Source organism: Glycomyces mayteni (genome assembly GCF_042428885.1).
Taxonomy (GTDB): Bacteria; Actinomycetota; Actinomycetes; order Mycobacteriales; family Micromonosporaceae; genus Glycomyces; species Glycomyces mayteni.
Window position 1 is genome coordinate 595,944 of record NZ_JBHMBP010000001.1, and the last position, 20,260, is coordinate 616,203.

Here is a 20,260-nt window from a genome sequence, read left to right on the forward strand (position 1 = left end):
ACACTCCGGCCCGGCCGCATCGCGTGCGGCCACCCTGCATAACTGGAGAGGCGGGGGCGCGGTTACGCCCAGACGCGAAGAAATTCAAAAAAGATGCGATGTTGCGCACCCGAAATATGAGGATGACGCATATGCCCGACTCGGGTCTTTCACGGGGACGCGGAACGGCCCTCCGCCCGAAGGCGAAGGGCCGCAAAGGAAAAGACGTGATCCTTGCTACTGCACCCGGCGCAGGATCATCGTGTCCGAGTGGCCGCCGCCGTTGTTCTGGTCCTCGCCGCCGCCGCCCCGCCTGTTGCGGATCAGCTTGATGCTGCGCGACACCACGAACCACAGGAACAGGACCCCGATGATGCCGACCACGATCTTGCTCAGCAGGCCCGAGTACTCGGCGAGGATCGGCTCGATCGCGGGGCCGAACGCGAAGCCCAGGCCGATCCAGATCCCGTTCCACACCACCGAGCCGATGAGCGTGTAGCCCGTGAACTTCCAGAACGGCATCTTCTCGATGCCCGCCGGGACCGAGATCGCGCTGCGCACCAGGGGGAGGCAGCGCCCGGCCAGCACGGCGACACCGCCCCACCTGGCGAAGACCTTCTCCGAGCGCTCGAAGTCCTTGAGCTCCAGGAGCGGCAGCTTCTCGAACAGCCAGCGCGTGCGCTCGCGCCCGAAGAAGTAGCCGACGTAGTAGAGGATGTACGCGCCGGCCATGGAGCCGAGCGCGGCGAAGAACATGGCGAGCCAGAAGTTCATCTTGTCCTGGTAGGCGAGGAAGCCCGCCACCGGGAGGATCAGCTCGGAGGGGATCGGGGGGAAGACGGACTCGATCGCGAGCGCGAGGCCCACGCCCACCTCACCGAATCTGGTGATCAGGTCGAGCACCCATCCGATGATGCCGTCGTACTCGTCGGCGTGGGTGACGTCTCCCGTGGAGGCGGCCAGTGCCAGTGTTTCGCTGAGCATGTTGGTCACGCCGCCAGCGTAACGGGCTCGCGTTCGAGCCCGCCTCGGTCATCGGACCGAGGCCCCGGGGCCGCGCGGCCGACCCGCGCGGGGCGTTTCGCGAGCGGCGTTCGGCCAGGTGTCGCACGGCGTGCGGGGCCGGGCCATACTTAGTGGTAATTCCGCGCTTCTTACGGCTCCGCGCCCGGACAGCGCTCGGCTATCGCAGGTTGAGGGGGCTTCGATGAGTCGCACGGTCGGGCCGTACAACGATGTCGCGACCGCGCGCGTCGAAGGGGCCTACGAGCTGTGCGAGGGCAGCGACGAGGGCGGCCGCCCCGTCCAGATCCTCACCCTCGGCTCCACCTCCTCCAAGGACCCGGCCCGCCGCGGCCTCCTCTCCGACACCGTGGCCTGGGCGTACGCGACCGCCGGGCCCGAGGACGCGCCGATCCTCGTGGCCGACCTCGAAGCCGAGCAGCCGTACGTGGTGGTCCTGAAGGACCCGCGGCTGCGCGGCGCCGACCGGATCATGGACCGCCTGCTCGCGCTCGGGCCCGCCACGGGGCCGCTCCCGGTGGGGCCCGCGGCCGCCGCGCAGCGGGCCGGGCACCAGCTGGCGGCGGCGCGGCGCTCGGCCGCCCCGGCCGCGCCCGCCGGGCCCGCGTCGGGGAGCCCCCGCGGGGCCGCGGGCTTCGCGGGCTCGCCGCCGCCGATGTCGCCGCCGGTGGTCATCATCGCGCCGCCGAAGAAGCGCTCGCAGCTCGTGCCGATCCTGGTGGGGATCGGGTCGGTCGTGGTGATCCTCGCGCTCGTCGTCGGCGTGTGGGTCCTCCTGTCGGGCGGGGACGACCCGTCGGACTCCTCGGCCGAGCCCTCGGACACCACCACGGCGGCGGGCGAGGCGACCGGGGCCCCGTCGGAGGCCGCCGAGGACGGGGCGCCGGAGAACGAGGTGCCGCAGTGGGACCCGGAGGCGCCGCAGGAGCGCGTCGGCGGCACGCTGTTCGAGGAGGGCCAGGGGACCCGGACGGTGGCGTACGCGGGCTGGCCGTTCGCGTTCCGCGTCCCGGAGGGCTTCTCGTGCAGCGAGTCCGGGCAGAGCGCGGTGTGCACGGCGGACGCCGGGGACTCGAAGATCACGGTGGGCTGGGAGGCGTGCGCGGGGAGCTGCCCGACGGCGGCGCGCGACGCGATGCGGGAGGCGCTGCCGTACCAGCCGCTGCAGGAGTTCCAGAACGGCGACATCGGGGTCTCGGAGCGCACCCAGGTGTCGGGCCGGTGGCGGGGCGCGCTGAGCGTGTTCACCGACACCGGGGACGGGGTGTTCCACGCGTGGTCGAGCGTGGACGTGGCGGACTTCCGCTCCGACGAGTGCTGGCAGGTGTTCAACGACGTGCTGAACCAGGCGACGGCGAAGGCCGCCTAGCGCCCCTGCCGCTCGGCGCTACCGCTCGTCCCAGGCCGCGAGAGCCGCGGTGATGATGTCCGTGGAGGTCGGCGAGGGCTGCGGGATGCCGAGCGTGAGCCCGTGCTGCGCGAGGAGGTCGGAGTACTGCTGGCTGCTGTAGGACCGCAGGAGGTTCTGCGCGGCCTCGCGCTCGTCCTCGCCGGTCCCGGCGGCGATGTACATGGGGTACTCGAACTGGGCGACCTGCGTGGCGCCCGTGGGGGCCTGGAGCTGGTCGGCCTCGGCGGCGTTGTGGGCGGCCACCTCGGGGGCGGACATGACGGCCGCGCCGTCGCCGCCTTCGGCGGTGTACTCGTCCACGCCGAAGATGATGATCCACATGAGGCTCGCGGCGTGCCGGCGCGGGTCCTGCAGGGCCACTTCGGTCTCGTCGGGGAGGACCTGGTCGGTGGCGGCGCCTTCGGGGAGGGCGAGGCCGACGGCGCTGGAGGCCGTGGACTCCTGGAGGACCTCCCACTGCTCCGCGAGGCCCGCCTCCGGGAGGTTGCGCCACAGGCCGGTCTCGGGGATCCACACGTCGGCGCCGGTGTCCGCGACGGCGTTCCCGGCGACGGGTGTGACGGTGATGTCGGCGCACACGTCGGAGCCGCGGGAGGGGGCGCCGCCGCCGGCGGCGATGAAGTCGTCGAGGACCGCGGCGATCTCGGGCGCGGCCGCGACCTGGAGCTCCACCTCCGTCCCGCAGGACTGGACGTGGGCGATGGCGGCGTTGAGCGTGTAGGCGGTCACCGGCGCGAAGACGGCCAGCAGCGCCGCGCCTCCGAGGAGGCGGCGTCCCTCTTTCGAGAGGCGCCCTCGCTTGCGGTGCACACCGGTCATGTGACGAGTGTATGACCTGGGGCAAACGCCGTCGAGGTCGCGTTTTTCAGTTATCCCAAGGGGACCGAGCGTTACGGCACGTCACGGACGCCCCGGGCCGAGCCGGTTCCGGGCGGTTCGCCCCGGTCCCGGTCGGCCCCGGCGTCCGCTGGGGGTCACCGGCGGCGCGGGCGCCGCTTCGGCGGCGTCAGCAGGTCGGCGACGATCCGCATCGTCTCGGGGACGAGGCGGAAGTAGGCCCACACCCCGCGCTTGTCGCGCTGGACGACCCCCGCCTCGGCGAGGATGCGCAGGTGGTGGGAGACGGTGGGCTGGGAGAGCCCGAGCGGTTCGGTCAGCTCGGCGACGCACGCCTCCTGCTCGGGAGCCGCTTGGATGAGGCTGATGAGCTGGAGGCGGTTCGGATCGGCGAGTGCTTTGAGGACACCCGCGATGCGCTCCGCGTCGGACTTGGAGAGCGTTTCGCCGCTGACCGGCGAGACTGGCGTCTCGGCCTCGACGGTGACTCGCACCATGATCGTGTTCCTTCCGGATTGGTTCCAGTCGGAACCGGATTCGGCCGCACTGCCATTAATCCAGTTCCAACCCTGAATATGCCCCCGCGGTGTGGCCGGGCGGTAACGACGACGCTTCCGGCTCGCAAAGGCTTTCGGTTCCGCTGGACCGCGAATCGGGCTGCACCAGGCCCGGTCCGGATCCAACGCCGAGATTACGCCTGCACTGCCGACGGGGCCACCGCCGACACTTGATCATTTCGCAGGCCGCAGGGACGGCTATTGAGTTGAGGCCGCACTACCAGGAGTTATATCTAAATCTCCCTATGTTCAAGCGGTTGCCGATTTCACGGTGAGAGCGGATTCACCCCGGTCGATCGATCGACATCCCAACATATAGAACAGCTCTGATTCTTGATGTTAGCGCGCACCGGCAAGAAATGCGGCCCGCCTGCGTTTCCACTCGGTTACATCGACTTGAGAAAGCCCACATTTGGGGACAACACGAAGGGCGGGGCCGATCGGCCCCGCCCTGCTCGCCGCGATTCAGGCCCGCGGCGGGGCCGTCGAGTCGCGCTCGATGAGCTCGGCGTCCACCGACAGCTCCTCGGGGTAGTCCTCCTCCTCCACGAGCGCGGCCTCCAGGGCCTGCACGCCCATGTCGTGGAGCGGCAGCGCCACCGTCGTCAGCGACGGCGTGAGGTCGCGCACGATCGGGATGTCGTCGAACCCGGCCACCGACACCTGCTCGGGGATCGCCACGCCGCCCTCGCGCAGGGCCGTGCACAGGCCCGTCGCCTGCACGTCGGAGGTCACGAACACCGCGGTCGGGAGCCGCTCGCCGTCGAGGAGCCGCCGCCCCGCCTGGTACCCGCCGTCCCGGGTGAACTCGGCCGGGACGTGCACGACCTCGGCGTCCTCGGGCAGCGCCGACAGGAACCCCTCGCGCCGCTCGCGCACCACCTGGAGCTGCTCGGGCCCGGCGACCACCGCGAACCGGCGGTGCCCCAGCTCCGACAGGTGCCGCGCCAGACCGGCCGCGCCCTCGCGGTTCGCGGGCCGCACGACCCGGCCCGGCAGGCCCGGCTGGCCCACCGAGACCACGGTCGCGCCCAGTTCCAGCAGGTCCGACAGGTGTTCGGAGAGGCGCTGCTCCGCGGCCTTGTCGGTGGTCCGCGAGCCCGCGACGATCACCGCGCGCGGCCGGTAGCCGCGCAGCGAGTCGAGGTGCTGCACCTCGGAGTCGGGGTCGATGCCGGTGTCGGCGATGAGGACGCGCACGTTCCGGCGGGCCGCCTCGGCGAGGACGCCGCCCGCGATCTGCCCGAAGTACGGGTCGGTGACGTCGTGGAGCAGCAGGGCCACGGTCTGCGAGGTCGCGCGCGCGAGCACCTGCGCGCCGACGTTGGGGGCGTACCGCAACCGTCGCGCCGCCTCGCGGACCCGCTCGCTGAGCTGGTCGCTCACCCGGTGCGGTGAGCCGTTGAGCACGCGGGAGGCGGTGGCCACCGAGACGCCGGCGGCTCGGGCGACGTCGGCCAGACGGGCCGGTTGTTTGCGTTCCATCTCGCTGAGGCTACTCATCTGCGGAAAGCGCTGCTCAAGCGGTCCGGAGGCGCCGGTCCCTCCACACTCGCCAGACCACGTACGCAACTGCGGCAACACCGACGCCCGCCGCCGCGACCTTGAGCGGACTGGGCCCCGACAGCTGCGGGCGCAGGGCCACGGGGCGCCGGAACGTCAGCTGCGGCCACCCCTCCTCCTGCGCGAGGCGCCGCAGCCCGCGGTCGGGGTTGACCGCGCGCGGGAAGCCCACGGCGCGGAGCATCGGCTCGTCGGTGATGGAGTCGGAGTAGGCGAACGACGCGCCCAGGTCGATCCCGCGCTCGGCCGCGAACAGCCGCATGGCCTCGGCCTTCGCCGGGCCCGCGGCGTAGAAGTCGATCTCGCCGGTGTACCGGCCGTCGGGGCCGACGACCATGCGCGAGGCGATCACGTCGGTGGCCCCGAGCATCCGCCCGATCGGCGCGACCATCTCCTCCCCGGAGGCGCTGACCAGGACCACGGCGCGCCCGGCGGAGCGGTGCGCCTCGATGAGCGCGGCGGCCTCGGCGTACACGGCGGGCGCGATGAGCTCGTCGAGCGTCTCCTCCACGATCGCCTTGACCTCGTGCGCGGGCCAGCCGCGGGAGAGCTCGGCGACCGAGTCGCGGGTGCGCGCCATCTGCGCCTCGTCGGCGGAGCCGCCGAGGCGGAAGAGGAGGTGGGAGTAGGCGACCTTGAGGACGTCGCGGCGCGCGAGGAGCCCGCCCTGGTAGAGCGGGCGGGAGAAGGCGAGGCTGCTCGCCTTGGCGATGATCGTCTTGTCGAGGTCGAAGAAGACCGCGCCGCCCTGCGACCGGGCCGGCGCCGGGGCCGGTTCGAGCGCGAGTGCCGGTGAGCCGTCGCGGTGCGCCGCTGCGTTCATGCCGCAAGTGTAAACAGCGCGGCAAACCCCTTTCGGCCACTTGTCGCACCGCTCCCGGGACGTGTCGGCCCGCCGGGCACGGCGAGAGCCGCCCGGCCGCCGGGGTTGGGCCCCCGGTTCGCAATGGTGCCCGAAGGGTCCGACATCGCACCGGGCCCGGCCGCGGCCCTCGGCGTTTCCGGGCACGGCACCGGCCCGCCGGGGCCCTGGGGTTGGGCCCCCGGTCTGCAATCGTGCCAGGGGGGTCCGACAGCGGGCCGGGGCGGCGCTTCGAACGGCGGGTTGTCGGGAGCGGGCCGTAAGCTGGGCGCCATGCCGAAGAGCCAGCGAATCGCGTACGCCTGCGGGGCGTGCGGGGCACGGGTCCCCAAATGGGTGGGGCAGTGCCCCGAGTGCGGCGAGTGGGGCTCCATGGAGGAGACCGCCGCTCCGCCGCGGCAGGCCGCCGGGCCCGCCGGTGCGGCGTCGGCCGTGCGGCGGCCCGCGATGCCCGCGCTGAAGATCGGCACCGTCTCCGCCGAGCAGGCCGCGAGCCTGCCCACCGGGATCGGCGAGTTCGACCGCGTCATGGGCGGCGGCATCGTCCCCGGCGGCGTCACCCTCATCTCCGGCGAGCCCGGCGTCGGCAAGTCCACACTGCTCCTCGAAGTCGCCCACCGCTTCGGGGAGGCCGGGTACGGGCGCGCGCTCGTCGCCACCGGCGAGGAGTCCGCCTCCCAGGTCCGCCGCCGCGCCGACCGCACCGGGTGCCTCTCCGAGGAGCTGTACCTGGCCGCCGAGACCGACCTCGGCGCGGTCCTCGGGCACATCGAGGACGTCAAGCCCGGCCTCCTCGTCCTCGACTCCGTGCAGACCGTCATCGCCCCCGACACCGACGGCGTCCCCGGCGGCGTCACCCAGGTCAAGGCCGTCGCCACCGCGATCACCCAGGAGGCCAAGGCCCGCAACATGGCCGTGATCCTCGTCGGCCACGTCACCAAGGACGGCGGCATCGCCGGGCCGCGCGCCCTGGAGCACCTGGTCGACACCGTCGTCCACTTCGAGGGCGACCGGCACTCGATGCTGCGGCTGCTGCGCGGCGTCAAGAACCGGTTCGGCCCCTCCGACGAGGTCGGCTGCTTCGAGATGACCGAGGACGGCATCGTCTCCCTCGCCGACCCCTCGGGCCTGTTCCTCGACGACGCGCCCGCCGAGCCCACGCCCGGCACCTGCGTCACCGTCACCATGGAGGGCCGCCGCGCCGTGCCGGTGGAAGTGCAGGCGCTCGTGGGGAAGTCGGTCAAGGACGGCGCGATCCCGCGCCACACCGTCTCCGGGCTCGACCAGGCGCGGCTGAACATGATCCTCGCGGTGCTCACCCGCCGCGGCGGCATGCGCCTGCTCGACCGGGAGGTCTACGCGACCACGATCGGCGGCATCCGCGTCCGCGAGCCCGCCTCGGACCTCGCGCTCGCGCTGGCGCTGGTGAGCGCCGAGCAGGAGATCGCGGTGAGCGCCGACCTGGTCGCGATCGGCGAGGTGAGCCTCACGGGCCAGGTGCGCCGCACGGTGAACGCCGACCGCCGCGTCTCCGAGGCCGCGCGACTGGGCTTCAAGACCGCGATCGTCCCGAAGGGCTCGGTCTCCGAGCGCCACCGCATCGAGGTCGTCGAGGTCGAGACCATCAACGACGCCAAGCAGGCCGCCGCCCGCACCTGGGCCCGCCGCGGCTGACCGCCGCGGACTGTCGGACCCCCCTGGCACCATTGCGAACCGGGGGCCCACCCCCGGGGAATCGGGCGGTGCGCGGGCTGCCCTACGACGGGCCGGGCCGGAGGGGCCGGCTCGCCACGTCCTCGACCTGCTCGGCGAGGAGGCCGCGCTTCTCGGTGAGGGCCGCGATCTGCTCATCAAGGCGGGAGAGGCCGCTGTCGAGGATCTCGCGGGAGTGGTCGCAGTGGCGCATCCCCTTCTCGCACAGGCAGGGCATGAGCTCGCGGATGGCGCGGGTCGTCAGTCCGGCGTCGAGGAAGGCCCGGATCTGCTCGACCGCGGCGGGGGCGTCGTCGGCGTAGGACCGGTAGCCGTTCGCGTCGCGTTGCGGCACAAGGAGCTCCTGCTCCTCGTAGTAGCGCAGCAGCCGGGCGCTCACCCCGGTGCGCCGCGACAGGTCGCCGATCAGCATCGTGGCCTCCATCACTTTCATTGGACCTTCACACTGGTGTGAAGCCATAACGTCCCGGACATGACGAACATTTCCGCGAATCCCATCGTCCTCGACACCCGGGTCTCCGGCACCGGCCCCGGCATCGTCCTCGCCCACGGCGCAACCGGCAGCATCGACGCGAACTTCGGGCCGCTCATCCCGCTCCTCGCCGAGGCCCACACCGTCACCGCCTCCGACTACCCGGCCGACGACACGCACCTCGAACTCGACGCCCTCGCCGACGCGCTCGTCGCCGACGCCGCCACCGAGCGGTTCGCGCTCATCGGCTTCTCCCTCGGCACCGCCGTCGCCGTCCGGGCCGCCGTCCGCCACCCCGACCGCGTGGCGGGACTGGTCCTCGCCGCCGGAATCGCCAAGGCCGACAACCGGACCCGGCTGGCCCTCGACATCTGGGACGCGTTCCTGGAGCGCGGCGACCGGGAGTCCTTCGCGCGGTTCGCGCTCCACGCGGCCTTCAGCCCCGCGTTCACCAACGGCCTCCCGCCGCAGGAGGTCGCCGCGGCCCTCGCCGGGATCGCGGGCCGCGAGCCGGGCGGGGCCGCCGCCCAGCTCGACCTGATCCGGCGCGTCGACACCACCGCCGACCTCGCCGCGGTCGCCGTCCCCACGCTCGTCGTCGCCGCGACCGGGGACCTGCTGGTGGACCCCGCCAACCACCGGTTCCTCGCCGCACACCTCCCCGGGGCCGAGTACGCCGAACTCGAATCCGGCCACGTGCTCATGGCCGAGAAGACGCAGGAGTGGCACCGGCTCGTGCTCGACTTCCTTGAGCGCCACGGCCTCTAGAGGCCGTCAGAGGCCGAGCTTGGCGAGTTCCGTCCGGGACGCCACGCCGAGCTTCGGGTACGCCTTGTACAGGTGGTACCCGGCGGTGCGGGGGCTCAGGTACAGGTGCTCGCCGATCTCGCGGTTGCTCAGGCCCGCGGCCGCGAGGCGGACCACTTGCAGCTCTTGGGGAGTGAGCCTCCGGGCGAGGTCGGGGGCCGCCTCGACGGGGCCCGCGTCGCCCGCGGCGCGCAGTTCGCGGCGGACCCGCTCGGTCCACGGCTCGGCCCCGAGGCGCTCGAACACCGCCGCTGCCGAACGGAGCCGCGACTTGGCCTCGTTGACGCGCCGCGCGCGCCGCAGCCACTCGCCGTAGAGGAGGTCGGTGCGGGCGGCCTCGAACGGGAACGCGTTCCCGGCCAGCTCGGCGGCCCGGTGCAGGCCCGCCGCCCGCTCGTAGTGGGCCCCCGCCTCCGCGTCCGCGGCGAGGAGGCCGAGGCAGCGCTCCACGAGCGCCGCGAAGTGGTCCTGTCCGTCGGCCGCGGCCCACTCGGCGAACCAGTCGAACGCCTTCGCCGTCCGCCCGGGCTCGCCCGCGCGGACGGCGGCCTCGACGGCCACCGGCACGTACCCGAGGGCGTCGCCGGGAGCCGCGGAGTCGAGGTGCGCGGCGAGCCGGTCGAGGGCCTCCTCGTTGCGGCCCATGGAGAAGTCGAGGAGCGCGGTGGCGACGTCGATGGGGACGAGGTTGTTCCCGGGCGAGTCGCGCACGGCCGCGTCGACGAGCTCCCGCGTCAGGTCGGCGTCGCCGCGCAGCGCCGCGACCGGCGCGAGGACGTACGCGCGGGCCTTCACGGGCCCGATGCGCTGGCCCAGTTCGACCGAGAGGTCCACGGCGTTGGCGGCGAGCGCCTCGGCGTCGTTCCAGCGGCCGCGGTGGAACTCGGTGAGCGCGTTCAGGGTCAGCAGCCGCGGGAGGGCCCCGGCCGCGCCGGACTCGCGGGCGGCGCGCACGGCGCCCGCCGCGGTCCGCTCGGCGGCGGCGATGTCGCCGACGAGGGTCTGCCACCAGGCGATCATGGCGCGGTTCTCGGGGCTGACGGCCTCGCCGAACCCGACGTGGATCGCGATGAGCCGCCGCAGGGCCGCGACGGCCTCGGTGACGGTGATCGTGCAGGACCGGTTGAACCCGGCGGTGGCCGCGGCGAGGTCGCGGACCCACGGGGAGTGGTCGATCGCGAGGCGCTCGGCGTGCTCGGCGGCGACCTCCGCGCGCGAGAAGTCCCCTGCCTGCCAGGCGAGTTCGACGGCGCGGAACAGCGGGTACCCGGCGGCCTCGGGCTGCGCGGCCGTGTAGTGGTCGGCGGCCTCCATGTAGAGGCGGTAGGACTCGCTCACGTCGTTGTCCCAGGCGGCGACCATCGCGGCGATGAGGGTCGCGCGGGCGTGGACGGCCCGGTCCCCGGTGGCCCGCCCGATCCTGAACGTCAGCTCGCGGGCCTTGGGGCCGTTGCCCGCCGCGGCGGCGGCCTCGGCGGCGCGCAGGAGCCTGCGGCCCCGTTCGGGCCCTTCGGGGGTGAACGCGGCGGCGCGCTCGAACGTGGCGTACTCGACGCCGTGCCCGCCGCACGTGGAGGCGCACTCGGCGGACGCTTCGAGGGCGGCGGCGATGGCCTCGTCGGGCCCGGTCGCGGCGGCCGCGAGGTGGAAGGGCCGCCGGTGGTCGGCCGGGTCCATGACGTCGGCCATGACCTGGTGGGCTTCGAGCCGCCGGTACACGGGCGCGCCCTGGTACGCGGCGGAGCGGATGAGCGGGTGCCCGAACGCGAACCGCCCGCTCTGGAACCGGACCAGGTCGTCGGCCTCGGCGGGCGCGAGGTCGGTGAGCTGCGCGCCGAGCTTCGCGGCGGCGTCGAGCACGAGCGCGGGGTCGGCGGTCTCGTCGGCGGCGATGAGCAGCAGGAGCGTCCGCGTGGCCTCCGGGAGCCGGTCGATGCGGTCGCCGAACACCTGCGTGAGCCGGGTCGTGGTGGACCGCGCGCCGGTCCAGTCGACGGCCGACCGCGTGTCCGGTTCGACCGCGGGCAGCTCCAGCAGCGCCAGCGGGTTCCCCTCGGCGGTGCGCAGGACGCGGGCGCGCGCGTCCGCGGGCAGGCCCGACAGCCGCGCCGAGGCCAGGGCCCCGGCGGACGCGTCGTCCAAGGGCCCCAGGCGCATCTCGTCGAGGCCCGGCGTGGGGAAGTCGGGCGCGTACCCCTCGCGCACGGCGAGGACCATCGCGACCGGTTCGGCCGCGAGGCGCCTGGCGATGAACAGCAGGACGGCCGCGGAGTCCGGGTCGAGCCAGTGCGCGTCGTCCACCACGCACAGCACCGGGCGGTCGGCCGCCGCGGCGGCGAGGAGGCTCAGCGCGGCGAGGCCGACGGTGAACCGCAGGTCCCCGGGCGGCGCGGCCTTCTCGGGGACCGCTTCGAGGCCGAGGGTCCGCGAGAGCACGCACGCGTGGTGCTCGGGGATCGATTCGAGGTGCCCGGCCAGCGGCAGCAGGAGCGCCTGGAGGCCCGCGAAGGACCACGAGTGCTCCGACTCGACGCCGGTGCAGCGCAGCACGGTGAAGTCCGCGGCGGCCTCGGCGGCCGCGGCCGCGAGGCTCGACTTGCCGATCCCGGCCTCGCCGCGCACGACCAGCGCCGAGCCGGTGCCCGCGCGGGCCCGGTCGAGGCGGTCGGCGAGGGCGGCGGTCTCCGTGTCGCGTCCGTACAGCACGGTTCCAACGGTACCGCCGCCCGCCCGGTTCGCCCCTGGCGCGGCCACTGGGCGGTCATGTCCGGTCCGGTCCGGGACGGGCCCTAGAACGGGCTCGGCAGGGGGGTCGCGGCGCGCGCGTTCGCAAGCGCCCGCGCCCACCAGTGCAGCTCGTCGAGGAGGCTCTTCGCCGCGGGCTCGGACTCGTCGAACTTGGTGAACTCGCCGCGCTCGTCGAAGTGCTGGTAGAACCGCGGGAACGCGATGGTGTTGCGGATGGTCATGGTCCGCAGCTCCGGGAAGATCTGGCGCAGGTGCTGGGCGGCGTTCTGCCCGCCGGTGACCTTGCCGCCGTAGGTGACCATGGCGACGGGCTTGGCCGCCCACTCGTTCATGTAGTAGTCCACGGCGTGCTTGAGGGCCGCGGGGATCGACATGTTGTACTCGCCCGAGACGACCACGAACGCGTCGGCGCGGTCGAGGCGCTCGGCGAGCGCGGCCACGGCCGCGGACGGGTCGCTGGGGGTGGACCACATGTCGTGCTCGGCGAGGTGCTGCGGCAGGTCGGCGTCGAGCAGGTCGATGAGGTCCACGTCGAATCCGCCGTGCTCGGCGGCGACGCCCGCGATCCAGTTCGCGGGGGCGGGGGCCCAGCGGCTCTCGCGGGTCGATCCGATGATGACGCCCAGGTTCAGCTTGTCGTTCACGGTTCCTCCGGTCTCGTGTGCTTCCCGGACGAAGCTACGGACGGACCGACGGGGGCCACATCCGTCGAGCGACTGGCCGCCGACTGGAACCGCACGCGGAGCAGGGCCGCACCGGCGGGGGCATGCCCGCCGGCCGGGTACGGTCGGCCCCGGTGCGGCGGTGACCGCACCGTTTCCGGTCGCATGACGGATGCCCGGCCGGTCGGCCGGTCAATACGGTGGCGGCCATGACCACTGCAACGCAAGCGGCCCCGGAGGCCGCCACCCGGTGGGGGGCGATCCTCGCCGTCGGCTTCTCCCAGCTCGTCGTCGCGGGCGCGATGTCGAGCATCGCCGTCGCCCTCCCGCTCATCCGCACCGAGTTCGGCGTGTCCGAGGCCGCCACCGCCTGGGTGCTCCTCGCCTACGCCCTCCCCGTCGGGGCGGTCGCGATCGCCGCGGGCCGCCTCGCCGACCGCGCGGACCTGCGCGCCGTCGCCGTGTTCTCCATGGCGGCCTTGACCGTCGCGTCGGTCGCGGCGGCGCTGGCGCCCTCGTTCGGGCTGCTCCTGGCCGCGCGGGCGGTCGGCGGGCTCCTCGGCGGGCTGCTGTTCGGGATGACGGGGCGGATCGTCGTCACCTCGTCCTCGCCCGAGCACCGCGGCCGGGCCATGTCGGCGATCGCGCTGATGATGACGGTGGGCGGCATGGGCATGGTCGGCGCGGGCGGGTTCGTCGTCGCCGCGTTCGACTGGCAGGGCCTGTTCTGGGTGTTCGCCGCGATGGGCGCGGCCGCGGTGGCGGCCGTGGCGGTCGCGGTGCCCTCCAACGGGACCGGGCTGCCGCGCCCCGACCGGGCGCTCCTGGTCGACACGGCCACCTCGGGCGGCGCGATCGCGTCGTTCCTGCTGGCGTTCGAGTACGTGGACACCGCGCCGTGGATCGCGGCGGGCGCGTTCGCGCTCAGCGTGCTCCTGGCGACCGCGTGGGTGCGCCAGCCGTCGTCGGCCCCCACGGTGGGGCTGCTGCGGTCGCCGCAGCTGGGCGGGGCGCTGCTGAGCCTCACGCTCCTGTCGGGGGTGACGGGCCTGCTCAACTTCAGCCTCCCGTACCTGCTCACCGACGTGCAGGGCGCGCGCCCGGAGCTGGTGTCGACGGTGATGCTCGCGTTCATCGGCGGCGTCGCGGCCATGACGCCCGTCGCGGGCTGGCTCGCCGACCGGTACGGGCCCGGCCGGGTGTCGCTGGCCGGCGCGGTCCTCGTGGTGGCCGCGGTCGGCCCGCTCATCGCCGTCGGCGAGGACTCGACACTCCTGGGCCTGGGCGCGCGGATCGGCCTGCTGGGCCTGGCGTACGGCGTGTTCAACAGCCCGATGAACACGTACCTGCTGAACTCGGCCCCGCCCGAGCAGTCGGGCACGGCGGGCGCGTTCATGGCGACGACCCGCACCATCGGGTCCTCGCTCGGCCCGGTCCTGGCGGCCCTCGCGTGGGGCCTCGGCGCGACCGCGGTCGACGGCTACCAGCTCTCGGCGTGGGTCGTCGCGGCGATGCTCGTCGCCGGGGCGCTCCTCCAGGCCACCACGAAGCCGTGGCGGACCCCAAGGGCCGCTTAGAGGTCGAGCTTGGCGAGCTCCGTGCGGGAGGAGACGCCGAGCTTCGGGTACGCGTTGTACAGGTGGTAGCCCACCGTCCTGGGGCTGACGAACAGCTGCTCGCCGATCTGGCGGTTCGTCAGCCCGTCGGCGGCCAGGCGCACCACCTGGAGCTCCTGCGGCGTCAGCAGCTCGGCGAGGTCCGGTTTGGACTCGACGGCGGTCGAGTCGCCCGCGGCCCGCAGCTCCCCCTGGGCCCGCTGGGTCCAGGGGGCGGCGCCGAGCCGCTCGAAGACCTCCGTGGCCTCGCGCAGGTGCGCGCGGGCCTCGTTGATCCGCCGGACCCGGCGCAGCCACTCGCCGTAGACGAGCTCGGTGCGGGCCCGCTCGAACGGGTCGATGTCGTCGGCGCGGTGCAGCTCCACGGCCCGCGCGAAGTGCGTCCCCGCCTCCGCCTCGGTCGCCATGAGCGCCCGGCACCGCTCCACGAGCGCCTCCCAGTAGGAGCGGCCCGTCGCGTCGGCCCAGTCGGCGAACCAGTCGAACGCCTCCTTGACCTCCGCGAGCCGCCCGGCCCGGAACGCGGCCTCCACGAGCGTCGGGACCTGCGTGAGCACCTCCATGGGGGTGAGCCCCTCGGCGATGCGCAGCAGCCGGTCGAACGCCGCCTCGTACCGGCCCAGCCCCAGTTCGAGCAGGCCCAGCGCGGTGTCGGCGGGGATCACGGAGTCCTCGGGGGCGTCCTCGATCGCGGCGGCCACCAGCTCGCGGCAGCGCCGCTCCTCCCCGCGGATCGCCGCGATCGGCAGCAGCACCCAGATGCGGCCCTGCATGAGCGCCCGGCGGTCGTTCTGCTCGTGCGCCAGCTCGATCGCGCTCGTCGCCGACGCCTGCGCGTCCGCGTACCGCCCGTAGTGGAACTGGGTCTGCGCCTGCACCAGGAGGGCCTGCACGAGCGGGCTCATCGCCCCGCGCTCGCGGCACCACCGCACCTGCTCGGCCGCCGCCTGGTGCGCGGCGGGCACGTCGCCCGCGAGGAACCGCCAGCGCGCCGCCAGGACCTGGTCGAACGCCTGGAAGTCCTCGTGCAGCGGCTGGTAGTAGTCGTAGAGGGACCGCAGCGCGTCCACGGCCTCCCCGGCGGTGTCGCCGGGCTGGCGGTTGAGCCCGGCGGCGGCGCGCGCGAGGCGCCGCACCCACGCGTTGTTCGAGCCGCCGTACTTCGAGGCGAGCCCGGACGCGTACTTCACCTTCGCGAAGTCCCCGGTCTCCCAGGCGTTCCAGACGCCGCGCAGCAGCGGGTAGCCGGTGTTCTCGTGGCCGGTGGCCGCGTAGTGCTCGGCCGACTCCATCCACACGTCGAAGCCCTTGGAGTGGCCTGCCCAGGAGAGGATCGTGGCGCGGATGAGCGCGGTGCGGGCGAGGAGCACGTGGTCGTCGGTGAGCCGCTCGGCGTCCTCGGCGAGCTCGACGGCCTTGCCGGTCATGCCCGCGGCGTACGCGCACTGCGCGGCCTCGACGAGGCGGCGGGCGCGGCGGTGCGGGTCGGGCGTGAAGCTCGCGGCCCGTTCGAGCGCGGCCATCTCGGCGACGCAGCCGCCGCGCTCGGCCTCGTAGGACGCGATCGCTTCGAGGGCGGCGGCGGCCTTCTCGTCCAGGCCGGTGGTCGCGGCGGCCAGGTGGCGGGCGGCGCGGATGTCGCCGTCGCCGAACGCCTCCGAGAGGGCCCGGTGGGCCTCGATGCGGCGGGCGCGCGGCGCCGAGTGGTAGGCGGTGGAGCGGATCAGGGGGTGCACGAACTCGATGCGGCCCCGATGGTACCGCAGCAGGTCGTCCACTTCGGCCGGTTCGAGGTCGGCGAGGCTGGAGCCCATGCGGGCCGCGGCCTCCGCTATCACCGCGGTCTCGCCGGTCTCCTCGGCGGCGGCCAGGAGCATGATCGTGCGCGTGCGGTCGGGGAGCGCGATGATGCGCTCGGTGAACGCCTGCTTGATGCGGGAGGTCGTGGAGTAGCGGCTGTTCGAGGTGTCGGCGCGCAGCAGCGACTCCTCGTTGTCGGCGGCCGGCAGCTCCAGGAGCGCCAGCGGGTTCCCCTCCGACATCCGCAGGATCCAGTCGCGGCTGGTGAACGGGATCTCGTCGGCGCGCATGTCGAGGATCGCCTGCGACGCGGGCAGGTCCAGCGGCCCGAGGGTGAGCTCGGGGATGCCGGGCGCGGGGAAGTCGGGCGCGAACCCGTCCCGCACGACCAGGACCATCCCGATCGACTCGGTCGACAGGCGCCGCGCCGCGAACAGCAGCGCGTTCGTGGAGTCGCGGTCGAGCCAGTGCGCGTCGTCGATGACCACGTACACCGGCTGCTTCGCGGACGCGTCCACGAGCAGGTTCAGCAGCGCCAGCCCCACCTGGAGCGAGTGGGCCCTGCCCGTGCCGTCGGCCATGCCCAGGGCCGTGCGCAGCGCGTCGGCCTGCGCGGCGGGCAGCCGGTCGAGGCGGTGCAGCAGCGGGTGGAGCAGCATCTGGAGCCCCGCGTACGACCACGTGTGCTCGGCCTCCACGCCCAGGGTGCGCAGGACCGTGAAGCCCTCGGCGCGGGGGATGACGGCGTCGACGATCGCGGACTTGCCGATGCCGGGCTCGCCGCGGACGACGAGCGCGCCGCCGTGGCCCACCCGGGCGCCGTCCAGGAGCGCCTGGATCGAGTCGAGCTCCCGGTCGCGCCCGTAGAGGACGGCGCGCTGCGCGGGCGCGGGCGATTCCCCGTACGCCGCCTGGCTCTCGCGCAGGGGCTGCGGTGCGGGGCCGTATGCAGGCGGCAAAGGGGACTCCATCCTCAGGACGACCGGGGACGCTTCCAGCGTATCCGCGCCCGGACCCCGGTCGCATCTGTCATTCGACTGGGGTGGGCGGCCCCTGCGGGGACCGGGTCCGCGGACCGGTCGCCGGGCCCGGTCGTTCGACTGGGGCGCAGGCGCTTCGGCGCGCCTACGGTCGAGCCATGACCGCAACCGTGGAGACCCCCGCACCGGCCCGGCGCCGCTCGGCGCCCCGCCGCTGGGCGACCGCGCTGTGGGCGGCGTACGCCCAGGCCGTCGCGTTCGCCTCGGGCGCGGTGACCGCCTTCCTCGCCGCCGACGCCGCCGCGCAGTTCCATGCCGCGGCGGGGACGCGGCTGTGGCCGCTGGGGGCGTTCGCGATCGGCTTCACGCTCGCCGCGTGCACGACCGGGCGGACCGGCCCGCTCGGCCGGGCCCGCGCGGTCGGCGGCGCCGGCGCCGGCGCCCTCGCCCTGTTGGCACTGGCGGCGGCGCTGGCGCCGGGCTTCGCGTTCGCGGTGGCCGCGTGCGGCCTGCTCGGCGTCGCGGCGGGCACGGTCGTGGCGGTCTCGGGGCGGGTGCTCGCGGCGGTCGAGGTCGGCGACGGCTCGGCCTCGGTGGCCCTGTCGGCGGCGGCCCTGCTCGCGGGGGTCGCGGCGGGGGTCCTGGCCCTGCTCGCGCTGCCGCTGTACGGATGGCGCGGGGTGTTCGGCCTGCTCGTGGTCGCGGCGGTGCTCGCTGCCTGGAAGTTCGCGGAGCATGTGCCGAACGACACCTAGTGTTAGCGAAATGTGACGTGAGGTTCGCCCGAGTTGCGTGTTGGCTCTGAGGTTCCGGTGTCACGATGAGGACGTCCGGGTATTCGGAGGTTTTACCCGGCACGCGGACACCGGCCGTCCTGTGGCGGTGTCCGAGAAGAAGGCCCCGGGGAGGTTCGAGACCCCGGGGCCTTCGCTCTGCCGCCGGGCGCACCTCCGGCGGCAGGTCAGCGGGTTAGGCCGGCGTGGTGATCCAGATCGCGGCCTCCTTCCAGCCGCTGGCGGAGTCCCAGATCAGCGTCCAGCTGACCTGGTTGTCCTCCTGGAAGTTCTTGGCGCAGATCGCCCACGCCTTCGCGGAGCCCAGGTTGTGGTAGCAGTAGCCGGACCGTCCGGCCTCGGTGTCGCGCCACTTGATGCCGACGCCGTAGCCGTCGGCGGCCCGGTCGTCGACCCAGAACGTGTCGCCGTCCGGTTCGAAGCAGCCCTGGACCTGGGCGTAGGTGTAGCCGTAGGCGGACATGCAGTCTTTGTAGTCCCCGTCGCCGGGCCAGTCGGCGTCGACGGCGTAGTTCACCTCGGCGGCCGCGGCGGGCGAGGCCGCCAGGACCAGGAAGCCGAGGACCGCCGAGAGCATGCTCAGGGCGGCGATGACGCGTTGGCGCATCGGTTCTCCTTGTGTTGCAGGTGCGCACCCGCAGGACAGCGGTTGCCTACAGAAGACGCTGCCCGGACGCCGCAGGTTGCCTTGCGGCCGTGAGGTTCTCGCTACGGTTTCGGGGAGAGCCTGGTGCGCGGGCCGGCGCGGAGGACGCCGGATTCGAGGGGGCGGCCGACGATCTCCTGGGCGAGCTCGGCCGTGCTGATGAGCGCGTCCAGGTCCACGCCGGTGTCCACGCCCATGTCGTGGAGCATGTGCACGACCTCCTCGGTGGCGACGTTCCCGGAGGCGCCGGGCGCGAAGGGGCAGCCGCCGATGCCGCCGACGCTCGCGTCGAACTCGGTGACGCCCCGGTCGAGGGCCGTGAGCAGGTTCGCGAGCGCGGTGCCGCGGGTGTCGTGGAAGTGCATGAGCATCGGCAGGCCGGTGGAGACGGCGTCGAGGAGGTCGGTGACGCGCCGCGGCGTGCCCATGCCGGTGGTGTCGCCGAACGCGACGCGCCCGGCGCCCGCGGCCTCGGCGGCCTCGGCGATCCGGGCCACCTGGCCCGGGTCGACGTCGCCCTCGAAGGGGCAGCCGAAGCTCGTCGCGATGATGACCTCGACGGCCGCGAGGTGCTCCTTGGCGACCGCGCAGATGTCCGGCAGTTCCGCGAGCGACTCGGCCACGGAGCGGCCGATGTTGGCCCGGTTGTGGGTCTCGGACGCGGAGACGACGACCTCGACGGCCGTGAACCCGGCGTCCAGGGCCCGCTCGACGCCGCGCCGGTTCGGGGCGAGCGCGGAGTAGCGGATGCCGGGGTGCTTCTCGACCGCGGCCCACACCTCGGCGGCGTCGGCCATCTGCGGGACGGCCTTCGGGCTCACGAACGAGACGGCCTCGATGCGGGAGAGGCCGGTGCGGGCGAGCGCGTCGATGAGGCGGATCTTGCCGGCGGCGGGCACCGGCGGCTCGTTCTGGAGCCCGTCGCGCGGGGCGACCTCCCTGAGCGTGACCCGATCGGGCTGGTGCATGTGCCGCCTCCGTCCGTCGTTGGACCTTTTACCCGCCCATGCTATCCCGCGGGGCGGGACGTCAGCCGGGGTCGAGCGCGCGCAGGGCCGCGGCCCGCAGGAGCGCGGCGGTCTCGTCGGCGGAGACCTCCTGGCCCAGCGAGAGGTACGGCGTGGAGTTCATGAGGCCGAACGCGCCGTGCGCGAGGACGCGCGCCTGCTCGGGCTTGAGGCCCTCGCGCAGGCGGCACAGGACGCCCACCCACTCCTCGACGTACACGCGCTGGAGCTTGCGGACCTCGCGGCGCGGCTCCTCGGGGAGCCGGTCGAGCTCGTGGAGGTGGAGGATGACGATCTCGGGCGAGTCGATGACGACTTCGAGGTGGAAGTCCACGAGCGCTTCGAGCGCGGCCTGCGGGTCCTCGGAGTGCACGGACGCCCAGTGGCGCCCGCCCGCAAGGAGGCGCTCGGAGACGGGGATGAGGGCGTCGGCGAGCATCTGCTCCTTGCCGCCCTTGAAGTGGTGGTAGAGGGCCGGGCCGGTGATGGACGCGGCCGCGCCGATGTCGTCCATCGACACGCCGTGGTAGCCGTGCTTCGCCAGCAGCTTGACCGCGACGTCGAGGATCTCGCGGCGGCGCTTGGACCCGCCCCGTCCGCCTGCTGTTTGCTTTTCCACCCAGATGAGGTTACTCGGGCGTACTCCTGCGAGCAGGGAGCAAAAGCCCACTTTCGGCGGGACGCGGCCCCCGGAACGCGGACCGGCCGCACCCCCCGTGCACGGGATGCGGCCGATCGTGGAGCAGCGTGTCGAGCTGCGCTCATGTCGCGGTGCGGGAGACC

The 20,260-nt window shown here is 73.8% G+C and carries 17 protein-coding genes; 5 read left to right on the forward strand and 12 right to left on the reverse strand.

Annotation, left to right across the window (positions count from 1 at the left end):
- Positions 1-216: 216 nt before the first annotated feature.
- On the reverse strand, positions 217-963 hold the full coding sequence (locus ACFFXY_RS02850) for a DedA family protein (RefSeq protein WP_382347341.1): 747 nt from the start codon (positions 961-963) through the stop codon (positions 217-219).
- 223 nt (positions 964-1,186) lie between these two features.
- Here ACFFXY_RS02850 and ACFFXY_RS02855 point away from each other — a divergent pair, with 223 nt between their 5' ends.
- Positions 1,187-2,371 carry a flagellar basal body-associated FliL family protein gene (locus tag ACFFXY_RS02855; protein ID WP_382345678.1) on the forward strand — a complete coding sequence of 395 codons (1,185 nt, stop codon included), beginning with the start codon at positions 1,187-1,189 and terminating at the stop codon, positions 2,369-2,371.
- Positions 2,372-2,389: 18 nt separating this feature from the next.
- Here ACFFXY_RS02855 and ACFFXY_RS02860 read toward each other — a convergent pair whose 3' ends face one another.
- The 4 genes from ACFFXY_RS02860 to ACFFXY_RS02875 form a co-directional block, all read right to left on the reverse strand.
- Positions 2,390-3,232 (reverse strand): hypothetical protein, encoded by an 843-nt coding sequence (locus tag ACFFXY_RS02860; protein WP_382345680.1) that lies wholly within the window; start codon positions 3,230-3,232, stop codon positions 2,390-2,392.
- Between the two features lie 155 nt (positions 3,233-3,387).
- On the reverse strand, positions 3,388-3,747 hold the full coding sequence (locus ACFFXY_RS02865) for an ArsR/SmtB family transcription factor (protein WP_091033022.1): 360 nt from the start codon (positions 3,745-3,747) through the stop codon (positions 3,388-3,390).
- A 525-nt stretch (positions 3,748-4,272) separates the two neighbouring features.
- Complete coding sequence (locus ACFFXY_RS02870; RefSeq protein WP_382345682.1) at positions 4,273-5,292, reverse strand: LacI family DNA-binding transcriptional regulator; 1,020 nt, start codon at positions 5,290-5,292, stop codon at positions 4,273-4,275.
- Positions 5,293-5,326: 34 nt separating this feature from the next.
- Positions 5,327-6,193, reverse strand: coding sequence for an HAD family hydrolase (locus ACFFXY_RS02875; protein ID WP_382345684.1), 867 nt, complete (start codon positions 6,191-6,193; stop codon positions 5,327-5,329).
- Positions 6,194-6,505: 312 nt separating this feature from the next.
- Between ACFFXY_RS02875 and radA the strand changes: the two genes are divergently transcribed.
- Positions 6,506-7,906: a DNA repair protein RadA gene (radA, locus tag ACFFXY_RS02880; protein WP_382345686.1), complete on the forward strand. Its 1,401-nt coding sequence runs from the start codon at positions 6,506-6,508 to the stop codon at positions 7,904-7,906.
- A gap of 82 nt (positions 7,907-7,988) precedes the next feature.
- Here the strand turns inward: radA and ACFFXY_RS02885 are convergent, their stop codons facing one another.
- Entirely contained in the window at positions 7,989-8,357 is a 369-nt protein-coding gene (locus ACFFXY_RS02885; RefSeq protein WP_382347344.1) for a MerR family transcriptional regulator, read from the reverse strand.
- 60 nt (positions 8,358-8,417) lie between these two features.
- Between ACFFXY_RS02885 and ACFFXY_RS02890 the strand changes: the two genes are divergently transcribed.
- Entirely contained in the window at positions 8,418-9,185 is a 768-nt protein-coding gene (locus ACFFXY_RS02890) for an alpha/beta fold hydrolase (protein WP_382345688.1), read from the forward strand.
- A gap of 6 nt (positions 9,186-9,191) precedes the next feature.
- Here ACFFXY_RS02890 and ACFFXY_RS02895 read toward each other — a convergent pair whose 3' ends face one another.
- Both ACFFXY_RS02895 and ACFFXY_RS02900 read right to left on the reverse strand, forming a co-directional pair.
- On the reverse strand, positions 9,192-11,930 hold the full coding sequence (locus tag ACFFXY_RS02895; protein WP_382345690.1) for an ATP-binding protein: 2,739 nt from the start codon (positions 11,928-11,930) through the stop codon (positions 9,192-9,194).
- Positions 11,931-12,013: 83 nt separating this feature from the next.
- Positions 12,014-12,616, reverse strand: a complete 603-nt coding sequence (locus tag ACFFXY_RS02900) for an NADPH-dependent FMN reductase (protein WP_382345692.1) — start codon at positions 12,614-12,616, stop codon at positions 12,014-12,016.
- Between the two features lie 227 nt (positions 12,617-12,843).
- Here ACFFXY_RS02900 and ACFFXY_RS02905 point away from each other — a divergent pair, with 227 nt between their 5' ends.
- Positions 12,844-14,211: an MFS transporter gene (locus ACFFXY_RS02905; RefSeq protein WP_382345694.1), complete on the forward strand. Its 1,368-nt coding sequence runs from the start codon at positions 12,844-12,846 to the stop codon at positions 14,209-14,211.
- Here the strand turns inward: ACFFXY_RS02905 and ACFFXY_RS02910 are convergent.
- Entirely contained in the window at positions 14,208-17,009 is a 2,802-nt protein-coding gene (locus tag ACFFXY_RS02910; protein WP_382345696.1) for a helix-turn-helix transcriptional regulator, read from the reverse strand. The genes ACFFXY_RS02905 and ACFFXY_RS02910 overlap by 4 nt on opposite strands.
- A 179-nt stretch (positions 17,010-17,188) precedes the next feature.
- Here ACFFXY_RS02910 and ACFFXY_RS02915 point away from each other — a divergent pair, with 179 nt between their 5' ends.
- Positions 17,189-17,785, forward strand: coding sequence for a hypothetical protein (locus ACFFXY_RS02915; protein ID WP_382345698.1), 597 nt, complete (start codon positions 17,189-17,191; stop codon positions 17,783-17,785).
- Positions 17,786-17,999: 214 nt separating this feature from the next.
- Here ACFFXY_RS02915 and ACFFXY_RS02920 read toward each other — a convergent pair whose 3' ends face one another.
- The 3 genes from ACFFXY_RS02920 to ACFFXY_RS02930 all read right to left on the reverse strand — a co-directional run bounded on the left by ACFFXY_RS02920 (position 18,000) and on the right by ACFFXY_RS02930 (position 20,096).
- Positions 18,000-18,431: a hypothetical protein gene (locus tag ACFFXY_RS02920; protein ID WP_382345700.1), complete on the reverse strand. Its 432-nt coding sequence runs from the start codon at positions 18,429-18,431 to the stop codon at positions 18,000-18,002.
- Positions 18,432-18,532: 101 nt separating this feature from the next.
- Positions 18,533-19,438: a hydroxymethylglutaryl-CoA lyase gene (locus ACFFXY_RS02925; RefSeq protein WP_382345702.1), complete on the reverse strand. Its 906-nt coding sequence runs from the start codon at positions 19,436-19,438 to the stop codon at positions 18,533-18,535.
- Positions 19,439-19,499: 61 nt separating this feature from the next.
- Positions 19,500-20,096: a TetR/AcrR family transcriptional regulator gene (locus ACFFXY_RS02930; RefSeq protein ID WP_382345704.1), complete on the reverse strand. Its 597-nt coding sequence runs from the start codon at positions 20,094-20,096 to the stop codon at positions 19,500-19,502.
- Positions 20,097-20,260: the final 164 nt, after the last annotated feature.

Coding starts and splice junctions, on each gene's coding strand:
- ACFFXY_RS02850 (WP_382347341.1), bottom strand. CDS start 963: ATGCTCAGCGAAACACTGGCACTGGCCGCCTCCACGGGAGACGTCACC.
- ACFFXY_RS02855 (WP_382345678.1), top strand. CDS start 1,187: ATGAGTCGCACGGTCGGGCCGTACAACGATGTCGCGACCGCGCGCGTC.
- ACFFXY_RS02860 (WP_382345680.1), bottom strand. CDS start 3,232: ATGACCGGTGTGCACCGCAAGCGAGGGCGCCTCTCGAAAGAGGGACGC.
- ACFFXY_RS02865 (WP_091033022.1), bottom strand. CDS start 3,747: ATGGTGCGAGTCACCGTCGAGGCCGAGACGCCAGTCTCGCCGGTCAGC.
- ACFFXY_RS02870 (WP_382345682.1), bottom strand. CDS start 5,292: ATGGAACGCAAACAACCGGCCCGTCTGGCCGACGTCGCCCGAGCCGCC.
- ACFFXY_RS02875 (WP_382345684.1), bottom strand. CDS start 6,193: ATGAACGCAGCGGCGCACCGCGACGGCTCACCGGCACTCGCGCTCGAA.
- radA (WP_382345686.1), top strand. CDS start 6,506: ATGCCGAAGAGCCAGCGAATCGCGTACGCCTGCGGGGCGTGCGGGGCA.
- ACFFXY_RS02885 (WP_382347344.1), bottom strand. CDS start 8,357: ATGCTGATCGGCGACCTGTCGCGGCGCACCGGGGTGAGCGCCCGGCTG.
- ACFFXY_RS02890 (WP_382345688.1), top strand. CDS start 8,418: ATGACGAACATTTCCGCGAATCCCATCGTCCTCGACACCCGGGTCTCC.
- ACFFXY_RS02905 (WP_382345694.1), top strand. CDS start 12,844: ATGACCACTGCAACGCAAGCGGCCCCGGAGGCCGCCACCCGGTGGGGG.
- ACFFXY_RS02915 (WP_382345698.1), top strand. CDS start 17,189: ATGACCGCAACCGTGGAGACCCCCGCACCGGCCCGGCGCCGCTCGGCG.
- ACFFXY_RS02920 (WP_382345700.1), bottom strand. CDS start 18,431: ATGCGCCAACGCGTCATCGCCGCCCTGAGCATGCTCTCGGCGGTCCTC.
- ACFFXY_RS02925 (WP_382345702.1), bottom strand. CDS start 19,438: ATGCACCAGCCCGATCGGGTCACGCTCAGGGAGGTCGCCCCGCGCGAC.